Origin of the sequence: Caldimonas sp. (assembly GCF_046291045.1) — a bacterium.
Taxonomy (GTDB): domain Bacteria; phylum Pseudomonadota; class Gammaproteobacteria; order Burkholderiales; family Burkholderiaceae_C; genus Caldimonas.
Genome location: NZ_JBKBSL010000036.1, coordinates 1 through 24,277, shown reverse-complemented (window position 1 = coordinate 24,277; position 24,277 = coordinate 1). Strand labels below are relative to the sequence as shown.

At 67.8% G+C, this 24,277-nt stretch carries 20 protein-coding genes; 15 read left to right on the top strand and 5 right to left on the bottom strand.

The features are described from left to right. Nucleotides 1-80: 80 nt before the first annotated feature. The 9 genes from ACK4ZD_RS12555 (at nt 81) to ACK4ZD_RS12515 (ending at nt 11,334) form a co-directional block, all read left to right on the top strand. Nucleotides 81-797, top strand: coding sequence for a transposase (locus ACK4ZD_RS12555; protein WP_409662572.1), 717 nt, complete (start codon nt 81-83; stop codon nt 795-797). A gap of 117 nt (nt 798-914) precedes the next feature. Then, nucleotides 915-5,663 carry a glutamate synthase-related protein gene (locus tag ACK4ZD_RS12550; protein WP_409662569.1) on the top strand — a complete coding sequence of 1,583 codons (4,749 nt, stop codon included), beginning with the start codon at nt 915-917 and terminating at the stop codon, nt 5,661-5,663. A gap of 23 nt (nt 5,664-5,686) precedes the next feature. Continuing rightward, nucleotides 5,687-7,153: a glutamate synthase subunit beta gene (locus ACK4ZD_RS12545; protein WP_409662566.1), complete on the top strand. Its 1,467-nt coding sequence runs from the start codon at nt 5,687-5,689 to the stop codon at nt 7,151-7,153. A 173-nt stretch (nt 7,154-7,326) separates the two neighbouring features. After that, nucleotides 7,327-8,166, top strand: coding sequence for an ABC transporter ATP-binding protein (locus ACK4ZD_RS12540; protein ID WP_409662563.1), 840 nt, complete (start codon nt 7,327-7,329; stop codon nt 8,164-8,166). Beyond that, nucleotides 8,163-8,948 carry a lipid asymmetry maintenance ABC transporter permease subunit MlaE gene (mlaE, locus tag ACK4ZD_RS12535; protein WP_409662560.1) on the top strand — a complete coding sequence of 262 codons (786 nt, stop codon included), beginning with the start codon at nt 8,163-8,165 and terminating at the stop codon, nt 8,946-8,948. Before ACK4ZD_RS12540 ends, mlaE begins: the two co-directional genes overlap by 4 nt. 40 nt (nt 8,949-8,988) lie before the next feature. Next, nucleotides 8,989-9,474, top strand: a complete 486-nt coding sequence (gene mlaD, locus ACK4ZD_RS12530) for an outer membrane lipid asymmetry maintenance protein MlaD (RefSeq protein WP_409662557.1) — start codon at nt 8,989-8,991, stop codon at nt 9,472-9,474. Between the two features lie 22 nt (nt 9,475-9,496). Further along, entirely contained in the window at nt 9,497-10,252 is a 756-nt protein-coding gene (locus tag ACK4ZD_RS12525) for a VacJ family lipoprotein (protein WP_409662555.1), read from the top strand. Nucleotides 10,253-10,403: 151 nt separating this feature from the next. After that, on the top strand, nt 10,404-11,021 hold the full coding sequence (locus ACK4ZD_RS12520; protein WP_409662552.1) for a phospholipid-binding protein MlaC: 618 nt from the start codon (nt 10,404-10,406) through the stop codon (nt 11,019-11,021). Between the two features lie 10 nt (nt 11,022-11,031). Then, a complete protein-coding gene (locus ACK4ZD_RS12515; protein WP_409662550.1) occupies nt 11,032-11,334 on the top strand; it encodes a lipid asymmetry maintenance protein MlaB in 303 nt (100 codons plus the stop codon). Here ACK4ZD_RS12515 and ACK4ZD_RS12510 read toward each other — a convergent pair. Both ACK4ZD_RS12510 and zwf read right to left on the bottom strand, forming a co-directional pair. Continuing rightward, nucleotides 11,316-12,170, bottom strand: a complete 855-nt coding sequence (locus tag ACK4ZD_RS12510; protein WP_409662547.1) for a MurR/RpiR family transcriptional regulator — start codon at nt 12,168-12,170, stop codon at nt 11,316-11,318. The two genes, ACK4ZD_RS12515 and ACK4ZD_RS12510, sit on opposite strands and share 19 nt — an antisense overlap. 69 nt (nt 12,171-12,239) lie before the next feature. Continuing rightward, the gene (gene zwf / locus ACK4ZD_RS12505; protein WP_409662544.1) at nt 12,240-13,685 is read right to left on the bottom strand and encodes a glucose-6-phosphate dehydrogenase; all 1,446 of its coding nucleotides are present in this window, start codon (nt 13,683-13,685) and stop codon (nt 12,240-12,242) included. Between the two features lie 259 nt (nt 13,686-13,944). Between zwf and tal the strand changes: the two genes are divergently transcribed. Both tal and pgi read left to right on the top strand, forming a co-directional pair. Then, on the top strand, nt 13,945-14,898 hold the full coding sequence (gene tal, locus ACK4ZD_RS12500; RefSeq protein WP_409662541.1) for a transaldolase: 954 nt from the start codon (nt 13,945-13,947) through the stop codon (nt 14,896-14,898). Then, on the top strand, nt 14,895-16,484 hold the full coding sequence (gene pgi, locus ACK4ZD_RS12495) for a glucose-6-phosphate isomerase (RefSeq protein WP_409662539.1): 1,590 nt from the start codon (nt 14,895-14,897) through the stop codon (nt 16,482-16,484). Before tal ends, pgi begins: the two co-directional genes overlap by 4 nt. A gap of 55 nt (nt 16,485-16,539) precedes the next feature. On the opposite strand, the gene ACK4ZD_RS12490 is transcribed toward pgi, so the two are convergent. Then, nucleotides 16,540-17,631: a M14 family metallopeptidase gene (locus ACK4ZD_RS12490; RefSeq protein WP_409662536.1), complete on the bottom strand. Its 1,092-nt coding sequence runs from the start codon at nt 17,629-17,631 to the stop codon at nt 16,540-16,542. 10 nt (nt 17,632-17,641) lie between these two features. Continuing rightward, nucleotides 17,642-18,835: a M20 aminoacylase family protein gene (locus ACK4ZD_RS12485; RefSeq protein ID WP_409662533.1), complete on the bottom strand. Its 1,194-nt coding sequence runs from the start codon at nt 18,833-18,835 to the stop codon at nt 17,642-17,644. Nucleotides 18,836-18,933: 98 nt separating this feature from the next. On the opposite strand from ACK4ZD_RS12485, the gene ACK4ZD_RS12480 reads away from it, so the two are divergent. The 3 genes from ACK4ZD_RS12480 to ACK4ZD_RS12470 are packed head-to-tail and all read left to right on the top strand — an operon-like array spanning nt 18,934 to nt 22,467. After that, nucleotides 18,934-20,994 carry a molybdopterin-dependent oxidoreductase gene (locus ACK4ZD_RS12480; RefSeq protein WP_409662530.1) on the top strand — a complete coding sequence of 687 codons (2,061 nt, stop codon included), beginning with the start codon at nt 18,934-18,936 and terminating at the stop codon, nt 20,992-20,994. Between the two features lie 16 nt (nt 20,995-21,010). Continuing rightward, nucleotides 21,011-22,111, top strand: a complete 1,101-nt coding sequence (locus ACK4ZD_RS12475) for an aminopeptidase (protein WP_409662527.1) — start codon at nt 21,011-21,013, stop codon at nt 22,109-22,111. Next, the gene (locus ACK4ZD_RS12470) at nt 22,108-22,467 is read left to right on the top strand and encodes a polyhydroxyalkanoic acid system family protein (RefSeq protein ID WP_409662525.1); all 360 of its coding nucleotides are present in this window, start codon (nt 22,108-22,110) and stop codon (nt 22,465-22,467) included. Before ACK4ZD_RS12475 ends, ACK4ZD_RS12470 begins: the two co-directional genes overlap by 4 nt. Before the next feature lie 29 nt (nt 22,468-22,496). Here the strand turns inward: ACK4ZD_RS12470 and ACK4ZD_RS12465 are convergent, their stop codons facing one another. Beyond that, nucleotides 22,497-22,751: an acyl-CoA-binding protein gene (locus ACK4ZD_RS12465; RefSeq protein WP_409662522.1), complete on the bottom strand. Its 255-nt coding sequence runs from the start codon at nt 22,749-22,751 to the stop codon at nt 22,497-22,499. Between the two features lie 114 nt (nt 22,752-22,865). Here ACK4ZD_RS12465 and ACK4ZD_RS12460 point away from each other — a divergent pair. Beyond that, the coding region (locus ACK4ZD_RS12460; protein WP_409662519.1) for a wax ester/triacylglycerol synthase family O-acyltransferase at nt 22,866-24,277 on the top strand (1,412 nt) is incomplete at its 3' end.

Genomic DNA, 24,277 nt, shown 5'->3' with positions numbered 1-24,277 from the left:
GGACCGGACGGTGCGCCGATGATAGGGCGGCCGCGTCGATATCATCGCCGCAACCCCATCTCGCCGACCCGGCCTTGCCCATGGCCCGACTGCCCCGCCTCGTTTTGCCCGGCTTGCCCCACCATGTGATCCTGCGTGCGCACCCGGGGCAGCCGGTGTTCGGCGACGAGGCTGACCACCGCGCCTACCTCGAAGCTGTGCGCGACGCGGCGCGCACGCATGGCGTGGCCGTGCACGCCTATGTGCTGGTGCCCCGCGAAGTGCAGCTCCTGGTGGTGCCCGAGCGGCCCGAGGGCCTGTCGCGCATGATGCAGTCCATCGGACGCCGCCACGGGGCCTGGTTCAACCGCCGCCACGGACGCAGCGGCAGCTTGTGGGACGGGCGCTACCGGGTCACGGTCGTCGAGCCCGAGACCTGTTTCATTGATCTGTGCCTGTACATCGAGGCCCTGCCGGTGCGCCTGGGCCTGTGTGCCCGGCCACACGACTGGGCCTGGTCCAGCCTGCCCCACCACCTGGGGCGGCTGCGCGACCCCCTGCTGAGCGAGCACGCCGAGCTCTGGCGGCTGGGCAACACCCCCTTCGATCGCGAGGCGGCTTATGCGCGCCGCACCGAGGAGGGGCTCGACACGCGCCGGGTCCAGGCCCTGGACGGCGCTTGCGGGCGGGGCTGGGGGCTGGGCAGCCCCGGCTTCCTCGCCCGCCTGGCCGAGGCCTCGGACCGGCCTGTGCAACCGCGCCCGCGGGGACGCCCCCGCAAATCGCCGACCCCGCCCGATAAGAATGTCCCCATTTAATTGTGCACCGAGTTGGTGATCTCGATAATAAGAGTCTGACCCCATTTAATTGCGCTTGAAGTCCCCGAGGGGCTGCAGTACTCTCGCGTCATCCCTAACGATGACCCGGAGTGCGCCATGCCACAGGCCGCCCATGGGGGGGCTACCCCCGAAGAAATCCGCGCCCTGGCCGAACAGGGCCTGTACGACCCCCGGAACGAGCGAGATGCCTGCGGCGTGGGCTTCGTGGCCCACATCAAGGGCCAGAAGGCCCATAGCATCGTCCAGCAGGGCCTGAAGATCCTCGAAAACCTCGACCACCGTGGCGCGGTGGGCGCCGACAAGCTGATGGGCGACGGTGCGGGCATCCTGATCCAGATCCCCGACGAGTTCTACCGCGCCGAGATGGCCAAGCAGGGCGTCGAACTGCCGCCGCCGGGCGAATACGGCGTGGGCATGATCTTTTTGCCCAAGGAGCATGCCTCGCGCCTGGCCTGCGAGCAGGAACTCGAGCGGGCCGTCAAGGCCGAGGGGCAGGTGCTGCTGGGCTGGCGTGACGTGCCGGTGGACAAAGACATGCCCATGTCGCCGGCCGTGCGCGAGAAGGAGCCGGTGATTCGCCAGATCTTCATCGGCCGCGGCCCGGACATCATCGTGCCCGATGCCCTGGAGCGCAAGCTCTACGTCATCCGCAAGACGGCGTCCAGCGCGATCCAGCGCCTCAAGCTCACGCACTCGCGCGAGTACTACGTGCCCAGCATGAGCTGCCGCACGGTGATCTACAAGGGCCTGCTGCTGGCCGATCAGGTCGGCACCTACTACAAGGATCTGCAAGATCCGCGCGTGGTCTCGGCCCTGGCCTTGGTGCACCAGCGCTTCTCGACCAACACCTTCCCCGAGTGGCCTCTGGCCCACCCCTACCGCATGGTGGCCCACAACGGCGAGATCAACACCGTCAAGGGCAACTTCAACTGGATGCGCGCCCGCGAGGGTGTGATGAAGTCGCCCGTGCTCGGCGACGACCTGCCCAAGCTCTATCCGATCAGCTTCGAGGGTCAGTCCGACACGGCCACCTTCGACAATGCGCTGGAGCTGCTCACCATGGCCGGCTACCCGCTGGCCCATGCGGCGATGATGATGATCCCGGAGGCCTGGGAGCAGCACACGCTGATGGACGAGCGCCGCCGCGCTTTTTATGAGTACCACGCCGCGATGCTCGAGCCCTGGGACGGCCCGGCCGCGATGGTCTTCACCGACGGTCGCCAGATCGGCGCCACGCTCGATCGCAACGGTCTGCGCCCGGCGCGCTACATCGTCACCGACGACGACCTGGTGGTGATGGCATCGGAAAGCGGCGTGCTGCCCATTCCCGAGAACAAGATCGTCAAGAAGTGGCGATTGCAGCCGGGAAAGATGTTCCTGATCGACTTCGAGCAGGGCCGCATCGTCGACGACGAGGAGCTGAAAAACCTCTACGCTTCGGCCAAGCCCTACCGTCAGTGGATCGAGAACGTGCGCATCAAGCTCGATTCGATCGACGTGGTGGGCGAGCCGCCGAAGTTCACTGAATCGCTGCTCGACCGCCAGCAGGCCTTCGGCTACACCCAGGAGGATCTCAAGTTCCTGATGAGCCCGATGGCGCAGTCCGGCGAGGAGGGCATCGGCTCCATGGGCAACGACTCGCCCCTGGCCGTGCTGTCGGACAAGAACAAGCCGCTGTACAACTACTTCAAGCAGCTGTTCGCCCAGGTCACGAACCCGCCGATCGACCCGATCCGCGAGGCCATCGTGATGTCGCTGGTGTCGTTCATCGGTCCCAAGCCCAACCTGCTGGACATCAACGCGGTCAACCCGCCGATGCGCCTGGAGGTCTCGCAGCCCATCCTCGACTTCGACGACATGGCGCGCCTGCGCCAGATCGAGCGCCACACCGGCGGCAAGTTCAAGAGCTACGAACTCAACATCACCTACCCCCTCGACTGGGGGCGTGAAGGGGTGGAGGCCAAGCTCGCTTCGCTGTGCGCCGAGGCCGTGGATGCCATCCGCACGGGCCACAACATCCTCATCATCACCGACCGCTACATGAGCCGCGGCCAGGTGGCCATTCCTGCGCTGTTGGCGCTGTCGGCCGTGCACCACCACCTGGTGCGCGAAGGCCTGCGCACCACGGCCGGCTTGGTCGTCGAGACCGGCTCGGCCCGCGAGGTGCATCACTTCGCCGTGCTGGCCGGCTATGGCGCCGAGGCGGTCCATCCCTATCTGGCGATGGAAACCCTGGCGGCCATGCATGCCGATCTGCCTGGCGAGCTGTCGGCCGAAAAGGCCATCTCCAACTACGTCAAGGCGATCGGCAAGGGCCTGTCGAAGATCATGTCCAAGATGGGCGTGTCCACCTACATGTCCTATTGCGGGGCCCAGCTCTTCGAGGCCATCGGCCTGAAGAAGGAGATGGTCGACAAGTACTTCCGCGGCACGGCCTCGCAGGTGGGCGGCATCGGTGTGTTCGAGGTGGCCGAAGAAGCCATCCGCATGCACCTGGCGGCCTTCGGCGACGACCCGGTGCTACGCGACATGCTCGACGCCGGCGGCGAATATGCCTGGCGCGTGCGAGGTGAGGAGCACATGTGGACGCCCGACGCCATCGCCAAGCTGCAGCACAGCACGCGCGCGGGCAGATTCGACACCTACAAGGAATACGCCCAGATCATCAACGACCAGTCGCGCCGCCACATGACGCTGCGTGGCTTGTTCGAGTTCAAGCTCGACCCGAGCAAGGCCATTCCCATCGAGGAGGTCGAGCCGGCCGCCGAGATCGTCAAGCGCTTTGCCACCGGCGCGATGTCGCTGGGCTCGATCTCCACCGAGGCTCATACCACGCTGGCCATCGCGATGAACCGCATCGGTGGCAAGTCCAACACCGGCGAAGGCGGTGAGGATCCGGCGCGCTACCGCAACGAGCTCAAGGGCATCCCCATCCAGGCCGGCACCAAGGTGTCCGATGTGGTGGGTGCCAAGGTCATCGAGGCCGATTACGAACTGAAGGCCGGCGACTCGCTGCGCTCGAAGATCAAGCAAGTGGCCTCGGGCCGTTTCGGTGTGACCACCGAGTACCTGGTGAGCGCCGACCAGATCCAGATCAAGATGGCCCAAGGCGCCAAGCCGGGCGAGGGCGGACAACTGCCCGGCGGCAAGGTGTCCGAGTACATCGGTTTCCTGCGCTACTCAGTGCCCGGCGTGGGCCTCATCAGCCCGCCGCCGCATCACGACATCTACTCGATCGAGGATCTGGCGCAGCTCATCCACGACCTCAAGAACGTCAACCCGCGGGCCGAGGTGTCCGTCAAGCTGGTATCGGAAGTGGGTGTGGGCACGATCGCTGCAGGCGTGGCCAAGGCCAAGGCCGACCATGTCGTGATCGCTGGCCACGACGGTGGCACCGGCGCCTCGCCCTGGTCATCGATCAAGCACGCCGGCACGCCCTGGGAGTTGGGCCTGGCCGAGACGCAGCAGACCCTGGTGCTCAACCGGCTGCGCGGGCGCATCCGTGTGCAGGCCGACGGCCAGATGAAGACCGGCCGCGACGTGGTGATCGGCGCGCTGCTGGGGGCCGACGAGTTCGGCTTTGCCACCGCGCCGCTGGTGGTCGAGGGCTGCATCATGATGCGCAAGTGCCACCTCAACACCTGCCCGGTGGGCGTGGCCACGCAAGACCCGGTGCTGCGCCGCAAGTTCCAGGGCAAGCCCGAGCACGTGGTGAACTACTTCTTCTTCGTGGCCGAAGAGGCGCGCTCGATCATGGCCCAACTGGGCATCCGTCGGTTCGACGACCTGATCGGCCGCTCCGACCTGCTCGACATGCGCCGGGGCATCGAGCACTGGAAGGCCCGCGGCCTGGACTTCAGCCGCATCTTCCACCAGCCGCAGGTGGCCCCGGACGTGGCACGCCACCATGTCGAAGCCCAGGAGCATGGGCTGGAGCGTGCGCTGGACGTGCGCCTGATCGAGCGTTCGCGCCCCGCGCTGGACAAGGGCGAGAAGGTGCAGTTCATCGAGACCGCGCGCAACGTCAACCGCACCGTGGGCGCGATGCTGTCGGGCGAGCTGATCCGCCGCCATCCCGAGGGCCTGCCCGACGACACCATCCACATCCAGATGGAGGGCACCGGCGGCCAGAGCTTCGGCGCCTTCCTGGCCAAGGGCATCACGCTGTACCTGATCGGCGATGCCAACGACTACACCGGCAAGGGCCTGTCGGGCGGCCGCGTGGTGGTGCGACCCAGCATCGACTTCCGCGGTGACGCCACGCGCAACATCATCGTCGGCAACACGGTGCTTTACGGTGCCACCAGCGGCGAGGCCTTCTTCCGCGGCGTGGCCGGCGAGCGCTTTGCCGTGCGTCTGTCCGGTGCCACGGCGGTGGTCGAGGGCACGGGCGACCATGGCTGCGAGTACATGACCGGCGGCACGGTGGTCGTGCTGGGCAAGACGGGCCGCAACTTCGCCGCGGGCATGAGCGGCGGCATCGCCTACGTGTATGACGAGGATGGCCAGTTCGCCAAGCGCTGCAACACCGCGATGGTGGGGCTGGAGAAGGTGTTGCCGGCGGCCGAGCAGCGCGCCACCGTCGATCCGGCGATCTGGCACAAGGGCCAGACCGACGAGGAGCTGCTGCGCAAACTCGTGCAGGACCACAACCGCTGGACCGGCTCGCAGCGCGCGCGCGACATCCTCGACCACTGGGAGGAGGCCCGCGCGAAGTTCGTCAAGGTCTTCCCGCACGAATACAAGCGCGCCCTGGGCGAACTGCACGCCCGCGTCGAGGCGGCGCAGACCATCGAACGGGCCAAGGCGACCGACAAGCCCAAGTCCACCAAGGCCAAGGCCTGAGCCCCACGTCAGGAGTTCAACACATGGGAAAAGTCACTGGCTTCCTCGAGTACGAGCGTCTCGAAGAGGGCTACGAGCCGGTCGAGAAGCGTCTGAAGACCTGGAAGGAGTTTGTCATCGGCCTCAAGGAGGACGAGGCCAAGATCCAGGGGGCGCGCTGCATGGACTGCGGCACGCCGTTTTGCAACAACGGCTGCCCGGTCAACAACATCATCCCGGACTTCAATGACCTGGTGTACCGCGGCCAGTGGCGCCAGGCCATCGAAGTCCTGCATTCGACCAACAACTTCCCCGAATTCACGGGCCGTGTCTGCCCAGCCCCCTGCGAGGCGGCTTGCACGCTCAACGTGAACGACGACCCGGTAGGCATCAAGTCCATCGAACACGCCATCATCGACCGCGCCTGGGCCGAAGGCTGGGTCGTGCCGCAGCCGCCGAAGCACCGCACGGGCAAGAAGGTTGCCATCGTCGGCTCCGGCCCGGCCGGCTTGGCGGCGGCCCAGCAGCTGGCACGCGCCGGCCACGACGTGACCGTGTTCGAGAAGAACGACCGCATCGGCGGCCTGCTGCGCTACGGCATCCCCGACTTCAAGATGGAGAAGTCGCACATCGACCGCCGCATCGAGCAGATGAAGGCCGAGGGCGTGAACTTCCGCACCGGCGTGCTGGTGGGCAAGATGCCCGAGGGCTCCAAGGTCACCAACTGGGCCAAGGAAACCCTCAGTGCCGAGCAACTGTGCAAGGACTTCGACGCCGTGCTGCTGGCCGGCGGGGCCGAACAGTCGCGCGACCTGCCGGTGCCGGGCCGCGACCTCGAGGGCATCCATTTCGCGATGGAGTTCCTGCCCCAGCAGAACAAGGTCGTGGCCGGCGACAAGCTCAAGGACCAGATTCGTGCCGATGGCAAGCACGTCATCGTGATCGGCGGCGGCGACACCGGCTCGGACTGCGTGGGCACCTCCAACCGCCACGGCGCCAAGAGCGTGACCCAGTTCGAGCTGCTGCCCATGCCGCCCGAGCACGAGAACAAGCCGCTGACCTGGCCCTATTGGCCCTACAAGCTGCGCACCTCCTCCAGCCACGAGGAGGGCTGCGTGCGTGAGTTTGCGATCGCCACCAAGGAGTTCCTCGGCGAGAAGGGGCGTGTCACCGGTGTGAAGACCGTGCGTGTCGAGTGGAAGGACGGCAAGATGACCGAGGTGCCGGGGACCGAGCAGGTGCTCAAGGCCGACCTGGTGCTGCTGGCCATGGGCTTCGTCAGCCCGGTGGGCTCGATCCTCGAGGCCTTCGGTGTGGACAAGGACGCCCGCGGCAATGCCAAAGCCAGCACCGACTTCACCGGCGGCTACCGCACCAACGTCGACAAGGTCTTCGCCGCCGGCGACATGCGCCGGGGCCAGTCGCTGGTGGTCTGGGCCATCCGCGAAGGCCGCCAGGCTGCCCGTGCGGTGGACGAGTACCTGATGGGGCACAGCGACCTGCCGCGCTGAGACCGGCGCGCCGATGCGGCTCGATGTCGCATCGGCCTCGCCAGCGTTGCGTCCATGCAACGTTCTTGCGGGCCCCGCGGGCCGGGGGTTCTTCGTCCGCGCCAAGGCCGACCCGTGTTTTCCCCTATCATCGGCGGGCCGGTGCCTCATCCCCACCGGCTTTTTTGTCCGGCATGTTGAAGCACACCCTCACTCCCCAGACGCCCCCCCCGCCGCTGGTCGAACTGCGCGGGGTGAGCTTCGGCTATGACGAGCGGGTGATCCTGGAGGATGTGAGCCTGACCGTGCCGCGCGGCAAGGTGGTGGCCTTGATGGGCACGTCTGGCGGCGGCAAGACCACGGTGCTGCGTCTCATCGGCGGCCAAGTCAAGCCTCAGAAGGGTCAGGTGCTCTTCGACGGCGTGGACATCGCGTCGATGGACCGCGACGCGCTTTATGCCATCCGCCGACGCATGGGCATGCTCTTTCAGTTCGGGGCCTTGTTCACCGATCTGTCCGTCTTCGACAACGTGGCCTTCCCGCTGCGCGAGCACACGCGCTTGAGCGAGGAGATGATCCGCGACCTCGTGCTGATGAAGCTCGATGCGGTGGGCCTGCGCGGTGCGCGCGACCTGATGCCCTCGCAGGTCTCGGGTGGCATGGCGCGGCGCGTGGCGCTGGCGCGGGCGATCGCGCTCGACCCGGATCTCATCATGTATGACGAACCCTTTGCTGGGCTCGACCCGATTTCGATGGGCGTGGCCGCGCGGCTGATCCGTCAGCTCAATCAGGCCCTGGGCGTGACCAGTCTGGTGGTCTCGCACGACGTGGACGAGACCTTCCTGATCGCCGACCACGTGGTCTTTCTGGCCAATGGGCGCATCGCCGCCCAGGGCTCGCCGTCCGAGATGCGCTCGACCGACGACCCCCTGGTGCGCCAGTTCGTCGATGCCCAAGGCGACGGCCCCGTGCGCTTCCATTACCCGGCACGCGATGTCGCCGAAGACTATCGCCTGCCTGGGGGGCGCCTATGATCGGCTGGCTGCATCCGGGGCGGGTGGGCCGTGCCGTCAGGGTGTTCCTGGCCGACTTGGGCCGCGCCGCTCGCCTGTTGGCTTGTTTGTTCGCGACGGGGGGCAAGGCGTTCGCAAGGCCGCGCCTGCTGATGGACCAGATCCATTTCCTGGGCAACTACTCGCTGGCCATCATCGCGGTGTCGGGGCTGTTCGTCGGCTTCGTCCTGGGGCTGCAGGGCTACTACATCTTGCAGCGCTACGGTTCGTCCGAGGCGCTGGGCCTGATGGTGGCGCTGTCGCTGGTGCGCGAACTCGGTCCGGTGGTCACGGCCTTGCTGTTCGCTGGCCGGGCCGGCACCTCTCTGACGGCCGAGATCGGGCTGATGAAGGCCGGCGAGCAGCTCGCGGCCATGGAGATGATGGCCGTCGACCCGATACAGCGCGTGCTGGCGCCGCGCTTCTGGGCCGGCATCATCGCGATGCCCTTGCTGGCGGCGGTGTTCAGCAGTGTGGGCATCATCGGCGGTTGGATCGTCGGCGTGGTGATGATCGGCGTGGACGGCGGGGCCTTCTGGTCGCAGATGCAGGCCGGTGTGGACGTGTGGTCCGATGTCGGCAACGGCGTGATCAAGAGCTTCGTGTTCGGCGTGACGGTGAGCTTCATCGCCCTGTGGCAGGGCTTCGAGGCCAAGCCCACTCCCGAGGGGGTTTCGCGGGCTACTACGCGCACGGTGGTGGTGGCGTCGCTGTTCGTCCTGGGCTTGGACTTCATGCTCACCGCTTGGATGTTCTCGATCTGATGAGCCGCGGGCCTGTGGCGGCGGCGGCAGGAGTGGTGTGATGCCTCAGTCTCGACATGATGTGTGGGTGGGTCTGTTCGTGCTGCTGGGCGGCGCGGCGCTGCTCTTCCTGGCCTTGCAGGCCGGCAACCTGCTGTCGCTGTCGTTCCAGGAGACTTATCGCGTGCAGGCGCGCTTCGACAACATCGGCGGGCTCAAGCCCCGTTCGGCGGTGCGCAGCGCTGGCGTGGTGGTGGGCAGGGTCGAGTCGATCGGTTTCGACGCCCAGACCTACCAGGCCCATGTCACGCTCAGCCTGGAAAAGCGCTTTGCCTTCCCGAAGGACAGCTCGGCCAAGATCCTGACGGCGGGCCTGCTGGGCGAGCAGTACATCGGGCTGGAGCCCGGGGCCGAGGAGCAGATGCTGGCTGAGGGCGACACCATCACCCAGACCCAGTCGGCCGTGGTGCTCGAGAACCTGATCAGTCAGTTCCTGTTCAACCGTGCGGCCGAAGCCGGTGACGGTACCGGCGGCTCGCGTCCCTGAGCACGATCGCAAGGAGACGTCCATGCACCGCCGGCCGTATCGCCTGATCTTGCTCGCGGCCACCGTCGGCCTGGCCGCCGGCTGCGCGACGACCCATCCGAACGACCCTCTCGAGCCGCTCAATCGCAAGGTCTTTGCCTTCAACGAGGCGGTGGACCGCGCGGTGCTCGAACCCACCGCCCGGGCCTACCGCGACGTCGTGCCCGGCCCGGTGCGCAAGGGGGTGAGCAACTTCTTCGGCAACATTGGCGACCTGTGGTCGGCGGTCAACAGCTTCTTGCAGCTCAAGATCGAGAACGGCCTGCACAGCACGCTGCGGGTGGGTCTCAACACCTTCTTCGGCTTCGGCGGCGTGCTGGACATCGCCAGCGAGGCTGGGCTGCGCGCCGAGCCGGAGGACTTCGGCCAGACCTTGGGCCACTGGGGGCTCGGCCCCGGACCCTACCTGGTGCTGCCCTTCCTCGGGCCGTCGACGCTGCGCGACACCGCGGCGCTGCCGCTGGACATGCAGGCCACCACGACCGGCCACCTCACCCGGGACGCGGCGACGGCCTACGGCCTGACCGGGCTGCGCGTTGTCGACACGCGCTCACGCCTGCTGAGCGCGACCCGCATGCTGGACGACGTGGCGCTGGACAAGTACCTCTTCACCCGCGATGCCTGGCTGCAGCGCCGCCGTAACCTGGTCTACGATGGCAACCCGCCGCCGCAGGACGAGGAGGACTGGGATGGCGAGGACGACGCTGCCGCTCCTGCCCCGCCGGCGTCGGCCCCGTGAGCGAAGGGCCCCATGGTAAGGAATTGCTTCCAGCCCCCGGTGGGTGACGTTTGTTCACAATCGAGCGGGATCGACGAACCCTGCGGGCCCATCCGGGTCATAACCGGGTCCGGCCCCCCACCGCACCACAAGAAGGAAGGGAACTCACTCCATGAAACGACGCCATTTCGCCACCCTGGCCCTGGCCGCCCTGATGGTCGGGTCCATCGCCCAGGCCGCCCCCCAGGCCCCCGATGCCTTCATCCGCGACCTGTCCAACGACATCCTGGAGACGGCGAAAAAGGACGCCTCGCTGCAAAACGGCGACCTGGCCAAGGTCATCGCCCTGGTGGACAGCAAGATCCTGCCGCACACGAACTTCCGGCGCATGACGGCTTCGGCCGTCGGCCGCTACTGGCGTCAGGCCACGCCTGCACAGCAGCAGCGCCTGCAGGACGAGTTCAAGCTGCTGCTGGTGCGCACCTATGCCGGCGCGCTCAGCCAGGTGAAGGATCTGTCGGTGCACCTGCTGCCGATGCGTGCGCGACCCGAGGACACGGAGGTCATCGTGCGCACGCAAGTGCGCGGAGCAGGCGAGCCGATCCAGATGGACTATCGTCTCGAGAAGGCCGGCGACGGCTGGAAGATCTATGACGTCAACGTCCTGGGCATCTGGCTGGTGGAGAACTACCGCTCCACCTTCGCCCAGGAGATCAGCAAGGGCGGCATCGACGGCCTGATCAACAGCCTGGCCGAACGCAACAAGGTGGCGGCGGCCGCCCGCGGCTGAGGTTGGCACCATGCTGTTGCTGCCGGCCACGCTGACGGTTGCCGAGGCCCGTGACACCCTGCGCATGCTGCGCCAGGGCCTGCGGGCGCAGGAGGGCGAGACCCTGGTGGTCGATGCCGGCGCGCTCCAGCGTTTCGACTCCTCGGCCCTGGCGGTGCTGATCGAATGCCACCGCCTCGCCCGGGCCTGGGGCAAGCGCTTCGAGGTGCGCCACCTGCCACCCAAGTTGCGCGAATTGGCCGGCCTGTATGGCGTGGCGGCGCTCGTGCCCGACGGGGCTGCCGCGCCAGGCGTTCAGTCGGGGGCCGCGTAGCGCTTGGCGCGCAGGTTGCGCTTGATCTCCTGCAGCATCGGCCGCAGTTGTTCACCCAGACGCAGGGCCACGCCGGTGGTGAGGATGTCGATGACGGTGAGGTGCAGCAGCCGCGACACCATGGGGCTGTAGCGGTCGTAGTCTTCGGGGTGGTCCACCGCCAGCAGGATCTGTGCATGCTGCGTCAGCGGCGAGCCGCTGGCGGTGATGACGATGGTCGTGGCGCCCTTCTTGCGCGCAATCTCTGCGGCATCGAGCAGGTCGCGGCTGCGGCCGGAGTTGGAGATGATCACCGCGCAGTCGCCCGGCTGCAGCATCGTGGCGCTCATCACCTGCACGTGGCCGTCGCTGTAGGCCACGGCGTTCACGCCCAGCCGGAAGAATTTGTGCTGGGCGTCCTGAGCCACGATGCCCGAGTTGCCCACGCCATAGAACTCGATGCGCCGAGCGCTCTTGCCGGCTGCCGTCAAAGCCTCGATGGCGCGCTCGAAGGCGTGGCTGGCGGCGTCGTTGCGATACTTCAGCAGCGCCGACACTGCATTGTCGATCACCTTGACGATGAGGTCGGAGGGCTTGTCGTCCTCGTCCACCGCGCGGTGCACGAAGGGCACGCCTTCATTGACCGTGCCGGCGAGCTTGAGCTTGAAGTCGGCCAGGCCGTCGTAGCCCACGCTGCGGCAGAAGCGCACGACGGTGGGCTTGCTCACATGGGCCCGCTCGGCGAGTTCGGCCACCGGCAGGCTGGCAAAGCTGCGCGGGTCGGCCAGGACCAGTTTGGCCACGCGCTGCTCGGCCGGGGGCAGGGCGGGGATCGAGGCCTTGATGCGATCCAGCATGAGGCAGGGCTCCTGCAAAAGGGTTTCAGGGGCGTTGGCGGGCCGTTCGGGGCAGCGGGTGGGCCGGCGTCATGCCTCTTCGGCCCAGGTGAAGTTGTCGCGCGCGACCAGGGCGCTGGCGGCGGCCGGGCCCCAGCTGCCGGCGGCATAGGGGCGGGGGCCGGCGCTGTCGCGGGCCCAGCTGTCCAGAATGGGTTCGACCCATCGCCAGGCTTGTTCCTGCTCGTCGCTGCGCACGAAGAGGTTGAGCCGCCCGGCGATCGCATCGAGCAGCAATCGCTCGTAGGCCCCCACACGTTCGGTGGGGAAGGCCTTGTCAAAATCGAGGTCCAGGAACACCGGCGCCAGGGCCTCTTGCTGACCGGTGCCCTTGGCGGCCAGCAGGTGCAGCTCCAGTCCATCCTCGGGCTGCAGCTTGATCACCAGCTTGTTGGGCTGGTTGACGCCCGGGAAGATGGGGTGGGGCACGGGGCGGAAGTTGACGACGATCTGCGCGTCGCGCGCGGCCAGGCGCTTGCCGGTGCGCAGGTAGAAGGGCACGCCGGCCCAGCGCCAGTTCTGCACCTCGGTGCGCAGCGCAACGAAGGTCTCGCAGCGGCTGCCGGCAGGCACCTTGGCCTCCTCGAGATAGCCGGGTACGGCCTGGCCCCCCACGCTGCCGGCGCGGTACTGGCCGCGCACCACGTCGCGCGCCACCGACTCGGGCGTGAAGGGCTTGAGCGAACGCAGCACCTTGAGCTTCTCGTCGCGGATCGCATCGGCGTCGTTGGTGGCCGGCGGTTCCATCGCGATCATCGTGAGCAGCTGCAGCGCGTGGTTTTGCACCATGTCGCGCAGGGCGCCTGTGCGGTCGTAGAAATCACCCCGCGTGCCCACGCCGATGCTCTCGGCCAGCGTGATCTGGATGTTGGCGATGCTCTCGCGTCGCCACAGCGGCTCGAACAGGGCGTTGCCGAAGCGCAAGGCCATCAGGTTCTGCACCGAGGGCTTGCCCAGGTAGTGGTCGATGCGGAAGGCCTGGTTCTCGTCGAAGACCGAGCGCACGACGCGGTTGATCTCCTGCGCGCTCTTCAGGTCGTGGCCGAGCGGCTTTTCCAGCACCACGCGGATGTGCGGCGCGTTCAGGCCCGCCGCGCCAAGCTGCTCGCAGATCACCGGGAAGAGATGCGGGCTGGTGGCCAGATACAGCACCACGGTGTCGGCCGCGCGTTCGTCCAGCCAGGCCTTGAGGTGGGCGTAGTGCTGCGGCTGCGCGAGGTCCATGCGACGGTAAAAGATGAGTTCGGCAAAGCGCGCGAACTCCTCGTCGCTGGGGCGCTTGGGGCTTTCGACGTCCTCGAAGTGGGCCTTGAGCCAGGCGCGGTAGTCGTCGTCGCTGCGCTCGTCGCGGGCCACGGCGAGGATGCGCCCGCCAGCGGGCAGCTTGCCGTGGCGAAACGCCTGGAACAGGGCCGGCATGAGCTTGCGCCAGGTGAGGTCGCCGGTGCCGCCGAAGAAGACGAGATCGAAAGACATGGTGGGAAGAACTGTGTAAGCGGGTGTCACCCACGGACCGGGTGCCTGCGGGCCTGTCGATGTAATTCAATTACAGACGCATCATGCGACGAAGGCGGCCATTCGTCAATACGAACTCCGGTGGTTCGCTCAGACCTGGGGCATCCCGATGGGGTTACGATCGAGTTACGGGGTAATCTTGTTACTACGGCTCCGCCGCGGCCTCGGTCCGTCGGCGGCGACAATGCAGACTGCACCGGGCCCTTCTTTCGACCCTCCCATGAACTCACTCGACGCGCTCAAGCAATACACCACCGTGGTGGCTGACACCGGCAATTTCAGGCAACTGGCCCAGTTCGCCCCGCGGGATGCGACCACCAATCCCTCGCTGATCCTCAAGGCCGTGCAGCAGCCCGAGTACCGCCCGCTGCTGGAGGCCACGGTGCGTGCCCATCCGGGGCGCTCACTCGACGAACTGGTGGACCGGGTGCTCGTGGCCTTCGGCCAGGAGATCCTGAAAGTGGTGCCCGGGCGTGTGTCCACGGAAGTCGATGCGCGCTTGAGCTTCGACACCGCGGCCACCATCGCCCGCGCGCAGCGCCTCATTGCGATGTACGAGGCCGCCGGCATCGCCCGCGAGCGCGTGCTGATCAAGATCGCCGCCACCTGGGAGGGAATCCAGGCGGCCCGTGCGCTCGAGCACGAGGGCATCCACTGCAACCTGACGCTGCTGTTCGCCTTCTGCCAGGCCGTGGCCTGCGGCGAGGCCGGCGTGCGGCTGATCTCGCCGTTCGTGGGCCGCATCTACGACTGGTACAAGAAGGCGGCCGGGTCTCAATGGGACGAAGCCGCGAATGCCGGAGTGAACGATCCGGGCGTGAAGTCGGTGACGCAGATCTACACCTACTACAAGCACTACGACATCCCCACCGAGGTGATGGGTGCGAGCTTCCGCAACGTGGGTCAGATCCTGGCCCTGGCCGGCTGCGACCTGCTGACCATCAGCCCCGAGCTGCTGGCCCAGCTCCAGGCCAGCGACACCCCCGTCGTGCGCCATCTGGACCCGCAGGCCGCACGCCGCACTGCGCTCAAGGCCGTGAGCTACCACGAGGCGAGCTTCCGCTATGCGCTCAACGAGGATGCGATGGCCACCGAGAAGCTCTCCGAGGGCATCCGTGCCTTCGCGGCCGATGCGGCCAAGCTCGACGCCCTGATCCAGGAGCTAGTGGCATGACCCGCTGCGATCGCACCACCGCCTGGGCGGCCCTGCGGGGGCACTTCGAGGCCCATGGCCGCGACCTGGACCTGCGCGAGGCCTTCGCGCGCGACCCTGCGCGCTTCGAGCGCTTCAGCGTGGAGGCGCCGGAGGTCTTCGCCGACCTGTCGAAGAACCTGTGGGACGAGGCCACGCATCGCCTGCTGAGCGAGCTGGCCCGCGAGTGCGGGCTGGAGGCGCGACGCGATGCGATGCTGGCGGGCGAGCCGGTGAACCTCACCGAAGGTCGCGCGGTGCTGCACACGGCGCTGCGTGCGCCGCGAGGCCAGGGCCCCTTCAGCGACGAGGTCCACGAGGTGCTCGACCGCCTGCTCGCCTATGCCGAAGGTGTGCGCGACACGGCGGCCAGCGGCTTCACCGACGTGGTGAACATCGGTATCGGCGGCTCCGACCTGGGCCCGCAGATGGCGGTGGGTGCGCTCGACGCCTTCGCGCACCGGGGGCTGCGCTTGCATTTCGTCTCGAACGTGGACGGGCACGCCATCGCGCCGGTACTGCGTGGCCTGAAGCCGCAGACCACGCTGTTCATCATCGCCTCCAAGACCTTCACCACGCAGGAGACGATGGCCAACGCGCGTGTGGCACGCGAGTGGTTCATCCAGCAAGGCGGCTCCGACATCGCGAAGCATTTCGTGGCCACCACCACGAACATCGAGGCGGCGGCCGCGTTCGGCATCACCACCACCTTCGGTTTCTGGGACTGGGTGGGCGGGCGCTACTCGCTGTGGTCGGCCATCGGGTTGCCCATCGCGATCGCGCTGGGCCACGAGCACTTCCGAGCCCTGCTCGACGGTGCGCATGCGATGGACCGCCATTTCGCCACGGCACCGCTGGAGAAGAACCTGCCGGTGCAACTGGGCCTGCTGGACGTTTGGTACCGCAACTTCCACGGCTTTGCCAGCCGCAGCGTGGCACCCTATCACCAGGGCCTCCAACGACTGCCGGCTTATCTACAGCAGCTCGAGATGGAGTCCAACGGCAAGCGTGTGGACCTCGATGGACAACCGCTGCCCTATGGCACCTCGCCGGTGGTCTGGGGGGAGCCCGGCACCAACGGCCAGCATGCCTACTTCCAGATGCTGCACCAGGGCACCGACGTGATCCCAGTGGAGTTCATCCTGGTGAAGACGCCCACGCATGACCATGCCGATCTGCATGCCAAGCTGCTGGCCAATGGACTGGCGCAGGCGCAGGCGCTGATGCGGGGCAAGACCACCGAGGAGGCGTTGGGCGAGCATGCCCCCACGGCCAGCCGGGTGCTGGATGCCGCGACGATCGCGCGCCACCGCACCTTCCCGGGCAACCGTCCCAGCACCACGCTGCTGCTGGAGCGACTCACGCCGCGCGCTCTGGGGGCGCTGATCGCGCTGTACGAGCACCGCGTCTTCACCAGCGGCGCGCTGTGGGGCCTCAATTCCTACGACCAGTGGGGCGTGGAGCTGGGCAAAGCCTTGTGCAACGACCTGCTGCCGCGTCTGGCCTCGGGCGACACGGCGGGGCTGGACGCTTCGACGGCCGGGCTGCTCCGGCGGCTGCGGGGATGAGGTCGGCGTGACCAGACTGACAAGGCACTGAGCGTGAGGTGGCCACGGGCGCCGCTCAGGCGCCGCCGCGCAGGCCGCGCAGGGCCTGCAGGCCGGCCTCGAGGGCCTGCTCGACGAGCTGCTGCTTCCAATCGTCGGTGTCGACATAGAAGGCATCGCGCAACTGCCGCTTGAGGGCCGCGCGGTGCGCATCGTCCACCTCGGGATGGTTCTCCACCCAATGCTCGGCACGCAGTGCGTTGAGTACCTCCAGCACCGGCACGGTGCCGTACTCCAGCGCGATGCCGGTGTAGCGGGCCTGCGGGCACTCGTCGAAGATGGACAGCCACATCATGCCGGTGAGCTCGGCCGAGCTGGACGAGCCGTCATAGATGGAGGTGACCTCGGGGCCCCACCAGCGTCGCGCGCGGGCAAGTTCGGTGTCATCGTTGCGCGAGGCGAAGATGCGCTCGCCATGGCCACAGGGCCCCAGGCCCGTGTGCAGGTCGATCCAGGCGATGTCGAGGGCCTGCCGCCCGTGTTCTCGCAGCACGTGTCGCAGCGTCACGTTGCTCCAGGTGGGATTGCGCCCGCCGTAGTAGAGCCCGTCCTCGTGCGTGTACTGGCCCTGCGAGACCGCGGCCTGGAAGGCCATCGGCCCATGGCGCTCGATGTAGGCCTGGATGGCCGCTTCCACTTCGGGCGTGGGCGGCCACTGTCGCGGTAGCAGCCAGGCATGGATCTCGTCGTAGGCGTCGTTGCGCGGCAGGGGGCGGGAGAAGTCGTGGAAGTTGCGGTTGAGGTCCACGTTCTCCTGCGTCACGCGCCGCCACCACGAGAACCCGTAGGGGTTGAGCGCGTGGATGTAGAGCACGGCCACGCCCGAGGCCTGCACGGCCTCGCGCCAGCGTGCCTCGCGCAGCAGGGCGATCTGGATGCCCGAGCCTGCAAAGCCTTCCACGCCATGGCAGGCGCTGGACAGGATGAGCAGGCGCTTGGCGTCACGTGGCCCGTGGCGCACCACGTCCATCGCGAGCAACTCGCCGTCCCGGCCGAGCATCGGGTGGATGTGCGACTCCACGTCCAGGCCCTGGGCCTCGCAGGCGGCGAGGAACTTGGTGCGGGCCTCGGCGTAGCTTTGCGAGAAGGCGCTGGGGATGTCGCTCATGGGGCGCTCCTCAGGCCGACGGCCTGAGCCAGGCCTCCGCCAGGCGCACCCACAGCGTGGCGCCCAGGGGGATCAGCTCGTCGTTGAAGTCGTAGGTGGGGTTGTGCAGCACGCAAGGCCCCAGGCCATGGCCGCCTTCGCGGTGGGTGCCGTCGCCGTTGCCGATCAGGAAGTAGGCCCCGGGCTTGTGCTGCAGGAAGTAGCTGAAGTCCTCGGCGCCCATCGTCGGCTCGAAGTCGAGCACATTCTCGGGGCCCACGACCTCGCCCATCACGCGCCGCACGAAAGCGGTCTCTTCGGGGTGGTTGATGGTGGGCGGGTAGTTGCGGTGGAAGCTGAATTCGACCTCGCAGCCGTAGGCCGCTGCGGTGTGGCGGGCGATCTCGTCCATGCGCTGCTCGATCAGGTCGAGCACCTCCAGCGTGAAGGTGCGCACCGTGCCCTGGATCTCGCAGGTGTCGGGCACGACGTTGGTGGCCTCGCCGGCGTGGATCATCGTCACCGAGATCACGCCGGCATCGATGGGCCGCTTGTTGCGGGTGATGATGGTCTGGAAGCCTTGCACCATCTGGCAGGCCACGGGCACCGGGTCCACGGTGTTGTGCGGCAGGGCCGCATGCCCGCCTTTGCCGCGGATGACGATGCGAAACTCGTTGCTCGACGCGAAGATGGGGCCGTTCTTCACGGCGAACTGGCCCACTTGCATGCCGGGCCAGTTGTGCATGCCGAAGATGGCCTCCATCGGGAAGTGTTCGAACAAGCCGTCCTTGATCATCTCGCGCGCGCCGCCGCCGCCTTCTTCGGCCGGCTGGAAGACGAGATAGACCGTGCCGTCGAAGTGGCGGTGCTTCGAGAAATGCTTGGCCGCGGCCAGCAACATCGCGGTGTGGCCGTCGTGGCCGCAGGCGTGCATCTTGCCGGGGTGCCGGCTGGCGTGGGGGAACTGGTTCTTCTCGGTCATGGGCAGCGCGTCGATGTCGGCGCGCAATCCGATGGCGCGCGGGCTGCTGCCGTTCTTGACGATGCCCACCACGCCGGTGGTGCCCAGCCCGCGGTGGATGGGTATGCCCCAGTCGGTGAGCGCGCGCGCGATCACGTCGGCGGTGCGCACCTCCTCGAAGCACAGTTCGGGGTGGGCATGGAGGTCGCGCCGGATGGCGGTGACGGCCGCGGCGTCGGCCAGGATGGAGTCGATCAGCTTCATGGGAATACCACGCAGGGGTGCACGCAATGGCGACGATTCAGTGTAGCCTTGACGGTCCTGCCCGTGTTCAGATGACCCTGCCCCTCCTGGAGCCCCGGATGACGACGTCCCCTGCCGCCGCCGGCGCGCGCATCGTGCGTGCGGCCTGCCCGCACGACTGCCCCGACACGTGCGCGATGCAAGTGGTGGTCGAAGGCGGCCGTGCGGTGCGCGTGCAAGGGCACCCCGAACATCCCTCTACGCACGGGGCGCTGTGCCGCAAGGTCTCGCGCTATGTGGAGCGCACCTACCATCCGCAGCGCGTGCTGCACCCGCTCAAGCGCGTGGGGCCCAAGGGCGCGGGGCAGTTCGAACGGGTGAGCTGGGACGAGGCCCTGGATGCGATCGCGCAGCGCCTGTCGAACATCGCATCGCGCGACCCGCAGGCCATCGTGCCCTACAGCTATGCCGGCACCATGGGCCTCGTCCAGGGGGAGAGCATGTCGGCGCGCTTCTTCCACCGCCTGGGCGCCTCGCGTCTGGACCGCACCATCTGTGCCAGCGCCGGGGCCGAGGCTCTCATGGCGACCTACGGGGGCAAAGTCGGCATGCATGTCGAGCACTTTGCCGAGAGCCGCCTGATCCTGATCTGGGGCAGCAATTCCATCGCCTCCAATCTGCACTTCTGGAGCGTGGCCCAGGAGGCCAAGCGTCGGGGGGCCAAGCTGGTGTGCATCGACCCTCGCCGCACCGAAACGGCCGACAAGTGCCACGAGCACCTGGCCTTGCGCCCCGGCACCGACGGTGCGCTGGCCCTGGGGATGATGCACGAGCTGATCGTCAACGGCTGGCTTGACGACGACTACATTGAGCGTCATACGCAGGGCTGGTCCGCCCTGCGCGAGCGGGCCCTGCAGTGGCCGCCCGAGCGCGCAGCGGCCGAATGCGGCGTGTCGGCCGAGGCCGTGCGCCGCCTCGCGCGCGACTACGCCACGATGCCCCCCGCGGCGATCCGCCTGAACTATGGCATGCAGCGTGCCCATGGGGGCGGCAATGCCGTGCGGCTGATCGCCATCCTGCCCTGCCTGACCGGTGCCTGGCGCCACCGCGCCGGCGGCCTGCTGTTGTCCAGCTCGGGCTGGTTCCCGGTGGACCGTGCCGCGTTGCAGCGCCCCGAGTTGCTGGCCGGACGCAACCCCCGCACGATCAACATGAGCACCATCGGCGACGACCTGCTGCGCGAGGCCTCGCCCGGCTTCGGCCCGAAGATCGAGGCCTTGGTGGTCTACAACAGCAATCCCGTGGCGGTGGCCCCCGAGTCGCCCAAGGTGGTGCGAGGCTTCGCCCGCGAGGATCTCTTCACCGTGGTGCTGGAGCACTTCCTCACCGACACGGCCGACCACGCCGATTATGTGCTGCCGGCCACCACGCAGCTGGAGCACCTGGATGTGCACACCAGCTATGGCCATACCGACGTGCTGATCAACGAACCGGCCATCGCGCCGGTGGGGGAAAGCCGGCCCAACACGCAGATCTTTCGCGACCTGGCGGCCCGCATGGGCTACGCCGAGGCCTGTTTCGCCGAGACCGACGAAGAGATCGCCGCCCAGGCCTTCGGTGGGCGCATCACGCTGGCGCAGTTGCGCAAGCAGGGCTGGGTCAAGCTGCCGCTGCCCGAGGCGCCGTTCGCCGAGGGCGGCTTCCCCACGGCCAGCGGTCGCTGCGAGATCGACTCGCCCCGGCACGGGGTGCCCGACTACCTGCCCAACCACGAATCGCCCACGTCCACCCCCGGGCTGGCTGCGCGCTACCCGCTGTCGATGATCTCCCCACCGGCACGCAACTTCCTCAACTCCAGCTTCGTGAACGTGCAGAGCCTGCGCGACATCGAGGGCGAGCCGTTGCTGGAGATCCACCCCGAGGACGCCGCCGCACGGGGCATTGCCGACGGTGCCGTGGTGCGCGTCTTCAACGACCGCGGCGAGTACTGGTGCACGGCCCGCGTGAGCGACCGCGCCCGGCCGGGGGTGGTCAACGGCCTGGGCATCTGGTGGCGCAAGCTGGGGCTGCGCGGCAGCAATGTCAACGAAGTCACCCATCAGCGCCTCACCGACCTGGGGCGCGCGCCGTGCTTCTACGACGTGCTGGTCGAGGTGGCCGTGGCATCGGTGGCGCAGTGAGGGTCCAGAGGCGGCGATGCGCAGGCGAGGTCTGTGGGCGGTGGGGGGCGTGGTGGCCCTGGTCCTGGGCGGCGCCCTGCTCGTGGCGGGCTGTGGCACGGTGGGTTACCTGGCCCAGTCGGTGCACGGTCACCTGAGCCTGGTGCAGCAGGCCCGTCCGGTCGAGCACTGGCTGGCCGACGGGTCCACGCCCGAGCGCCTGCGCGAGCGCCTGGTCCTGAGTCAGCGCATCCGCCGCTTTGCGGTGGACGAACTGGCCCTGCCCGACACCCGCAGCTACCGGGACTATGCCGACCTGGGCCGGCCGGCCGCGGTGTGGAACGTGGTGGCGGTGCCCGAGCTGAGCCTGTCGCTCAAGACCTGGTGTTTCCCGGTGGTGGGCTGCGTGGGCTACCGCGGCTACTACGACCGCAACGAGGCCGAAGCCTTCGCGCAAGGATTGCGCGCGCAAGGCTACGACGTGCGCGTCTACGGCGTGCCCGCCTACTCCACCCTGGGCCGGTTGGAATGGCTGGGGGGGGATCCCCTGCTCAACACCTTCATCGGCTACCCGGAGGGCGAACTGGCACGCCTCATCTTCCACGAGCTGGCCCATCACGTGGTCTATGTGAAGGACGACACCACCTTTAACGAATCCTTTGCTACCGCGGTGGAGCGCCTGGGCGTGCGGCGCTGGCTGCAGCAGCATGCCAGCGCGGCAGCGCGTGAGGAATACGAGCGCTTCGACGCGCGCCGACGCGACTTTCTGGCCTTGGCGCTGCGCTACCGCGCCCGCCTGGCCGAGGTCTATGCCGGCTCGGGCAGCGACGAGGACAAGCGCCGCGCCAAAGCCGAGGTGCTGGCCGCGATGCGCGCCGAACACGCCCGTCTGAAGGCCGGCCCTTGGGAGGGCTTTGCCGGCTACGATCGCTGGTTCGAGGAAGCCAACGGGGCCTCGCTGGCCGTGCTGGCGGCCTACACCGAGCTGGTGCCGGGCTTCGAGCGGCTCTTCGAAGCCCGGGGCCGGAGCTTTCCACGGTTCTATGATGCCGTGCGCGCGCTGGCCCAGCGGCCGCGCGACGAGCGCCGACAGGCCCTCACTTCTGCCCTGATTGCCGACAAGGATCCTGCGCGATGAGCGAGATTGCCGTCCACCGTGAACACCAGCTGGGCCTGACTCGGGCCCGCGAGATCGCCTGGCAATGGGCCGAGGACGCCGAGGAGAAGTTCGGCATGGACTGCACGGTGGAGGAGGGCGAGGACTGCGACGTCGTGCACTTCACCCGCGCCGGCGTGAACGGCACGCTGACCGTGGCGGCCGACCATTTCGAGCTGCAGGCCAAGCTCGGCTTCCTGCTGAGCGCCTTTGCCAAGACCATCGAGGCCGAGATCCAGAAGAACCTGGACAGCCTGCTGGCGCTGGAGGCGCGCAAGGGCATGCCCAAGAAAAAGACGGCCGCCCCCGCGAAGAAGGCGGCCGCCAGAAAGAAGTGAGGTTCGCGGCCCTGCGGGGCCGCGGCTGTTCACTTCAGGCTTTCGATCAGGTCGATGTAGGCTTGCTTGGCCTCGTCCGCGCTCTGACCCTTCAGGGCATTCCAGGCATCCCACTTCGCGCGGCCCACCATGTCGGTGAAGCCGGGGCGCGAGCCTTCCACGTCACCGACGGTGGCCTGCTTGTACAGCGCATAAATCTTCAGCAGGGTCATGTTGTCCGGCTTTTCGGGCAGGGTCTTGGATTCGGCGACGGCCTTCTCGAAGGCGGCTTGCAGGTCGGCCATGGGGACTCCTCAAAGGTTGGTGGAAACGTCGATTGACGCGCCATGCTGCAGTGCAGATGCTAGTGCGCATCGTGCCGCAAGAATAGAGCAGGCTCCTCAAGGAAAGAACGACGCATGCCCGCAGCGATGGAGCGCATGGCCCGGGTCGATACCGCCTGGCTGCGCATGGACACCGAGGCCAACCTGATGCTCATCGTGGGCATGTGGCGGTTGCGCCCGCGCATCACCCTTCAGGCTCTGCGGCAACGCGTCGAGCAACGCTTGCTCAAATATCGGCGCTTCCGCCAGAAGGTGGTTGAAGATGCCCTGGGCGCGAGTTGGGTGATCGACCCCGACTTCGACCTCGCCCGCCACGTGCGCGCCGAAACCCTCCAGCCGCGACGCGGCCAGTCGCCCCTGCAAGCCCTGCAGGCGCGCATCGCCGAACTGGCCACCACGCCGCTGGACCCGGCCCACCCGCTGTGGGAGATGCGCCTGGTCGAACACTTCGACGGCGGCAGCGTGCTGATCGCGCGCATCCACCACTGCATTGCCGACGGCATCGCCCTCATCACCGTGATGCTCTCGCTCACCGACGGCGGCACCCTGCCCAGGCTGCGCGAACCGCGGCCCGACGACGAACGCGACTGGCTCTCCGATGCCGTGCTCAAGCCCCTGACCGACGTCACGGTGAAGGCCATCGGCCTGACTGGCCAGGGCATGGCCAAGTCCATGGAGATGATGGCCCACCCGGGCCTGCCGCTGCAGGGCTCGATCGACCTTGCGCGCATGGGCGTGCAGGTGGTGAGCGACGCTGCGGCGATTGCGCTGATGAGCGACGACTCGCCCACGCGACTGAAGGGCCGCCCCGGCCCCTCCAAGCGGGTGGCCTGGGCGCAGCCCTTGCCACTGGACGACGTGAAGGCCATCGGTAAGGCCTTGGGCTGTTCGGTCAACGACGTGGTGCTGGCTTGCGCGGCCGGCGCCATCGGTCACTACCTGGCCGCTCATGGGGACGACCCCACCGGCAAGGAAATCCGCGTCATGGTGCCGGTGAACCTTCGCCCCCTGAGCGAAGCCCATCGACTTGGCAATCGCTTCGGCCTGGTGCCGCTGGTGCTGCCCATTGGCATGGCCAACCCCATCGAGCGCGTGTTTGCCGTGCGTGCGCGCATGGCCGAACTCAAGGGCAGCTACCAGCCTGTGCTGGCCTTTGCCGTGCTGGCCATGGCGGGCTTGCTGATCAAGCCGGTGCAGCACACCTTGCTGAACTTCTTCGCCCGCAAGGCCACGGCCGTGATGACCAACGTGCCCGGCCCGCGCGAGCCGCTCAAGTTCTGCGGCGCCACGCTCGAGCAGGTGATGTTCTGGGTGCCTCAGTCCGGCGACATCGGCATGGGCCTGAGCATTCTTTCCTACGGTGGCGGTGTGCAGTTCGGCCTCATCACCGACCGCAAGCTCTGCCCTGACCCGCAGGCCATCGCTGCCCGGTTCCGACAAGAGTTCGAGTCGTTGCTGATGGTGACCTTGATGCTGCCGTGGGGGGA

Coding starts and splice junctions, on each gene's coding strand:
- ACK4ZD_RS12555 (WP_409662572.1), top strand. CDS start 81: ATGGCCCGACTGCCCCGCCTCGTTTTGCCCGGCTTGCCCCACCATGTG.
- ACK4ZD_RS12540 (WP_409662563.1), top strand. CDS start 7,327: ATGTTGAAGCACACCCTCACTCCCCAGACGCCCCCCCCGCCGCTGGTC.
- ACK4ZD_RS12510 (WP_409662547.1), bottom strand. CDS start 12,170: ATGCTGGATCGCATCAAGGCCTCGATCCCCGCCCTGCCCCCGGCCGAG.
- tal (WP_409662541.1), top strand. CDS start 13,945: ATGAACTCACTCGACGCGCTCAAGCAATACACCACCGTGGTGGCTGAC.
- ACK4ZD_RS12515 (WP_409662550.1), top strand. CDS start 11,032: ATGCTGTTGCTGCCGGCCACGCTGACGGTTGCCGAGGCCCGTGACACC.
- mlaE (WP_409662560.1), top strand. CDS start 8,163: ATGATCGGCTGGCTGCATCCGGGGCGGGTGGGCCGTGCCGTCAGGGTG.
- ACK4ZD_RS12490 (WP_409662536.1), bottom strand. CDS start 17,631: ATGAGCGACATCCCCAGCGCCTTCTCGCAAAGCTACGCCGAGGCCCGC.
- ACK4ZD_RS12465 (WP_409662522.1), bottom strand. CDS start 22,751: ATGGCCGACCTGCAAGCCGCCTTCGAGAAGGCCGTCGCCGAATCCAAG.
- mlaD (WP_409662557.1), top strand. CDS start 8,989: ATGCCTCAGTCTCGACATGATGTGTGGGTGGGTCTGTTCGTGCTGCTG.
- zwf (WP_409662544.1), bottom strand. CDS start 13,685: ATGTCTTTCGATCTCGTCTTCTTCGGCGGCACCGGCGACCTCACCTGG.
- ACK4ZD_RS12485 (WP_409662533.1), bottom strand. CDS start 18,835: ATGAAGCTGATCGACTCCATCCTGGCCGACGCCGCGGCCGTCACCGCC.
- ACK4ZD_RS12550 (WP_409662569.1), top strand. CDS start 915: ATGCCACAGGCCGCCCATGGGGGGGCTACCCCCGAAGAAATCCGCGCC.
- ACK4ZD_RS12525 (WP_409662555.1), top strand. CDS start 9,497: ATGCACCGCCGGCCGTATCGCCTGATCTTGCTCGCGGCCACCGTCGGC.
- ACK4ZD_RS12480 (WP_409662530.1), top strand. CDS start 18,934: ATGACGACGTCCCCTGCCGCCGCCGGCGCGCGCATCGTGCGTGCGGCC.
- ACK4ZD_RS12475 (WP_409662527.1), top strand. CDS start 21,011: ATGCGCAGGCGAGGTCTGTGGGCGGTGGGGGGCGTGGTGGCCCTGGTC.
- pgi (WP_409662539.1), top strand. CDS start 14,895: ATGACCCGCTGCGATCGCACCACCGCCTGGGCGGCCCTGCGGGGGCAC.
- ACK4ZD_RS12520 (WP_409662552.1), top strand. CDS start 10,404: ATGAAACGACGCCATTTCGCCACCCTGGCCCTGGCCGCCCTGATGGTC.
- ACK4ZD_RS12545 (WP_409662566.1), top strand. CDS start 5,687: ATGGGAAAAGTCACTGGCTTCCTCGAGTACGAGCGTCTCGAAGAGGGC.
- ACK4ZD_RS12470 (WP_409662525.1), top strand. CDS start 22,108: ATGAGCGAGATTGCCGTCCACCGTGAACACCAGCTGGGCCTGACTCGG.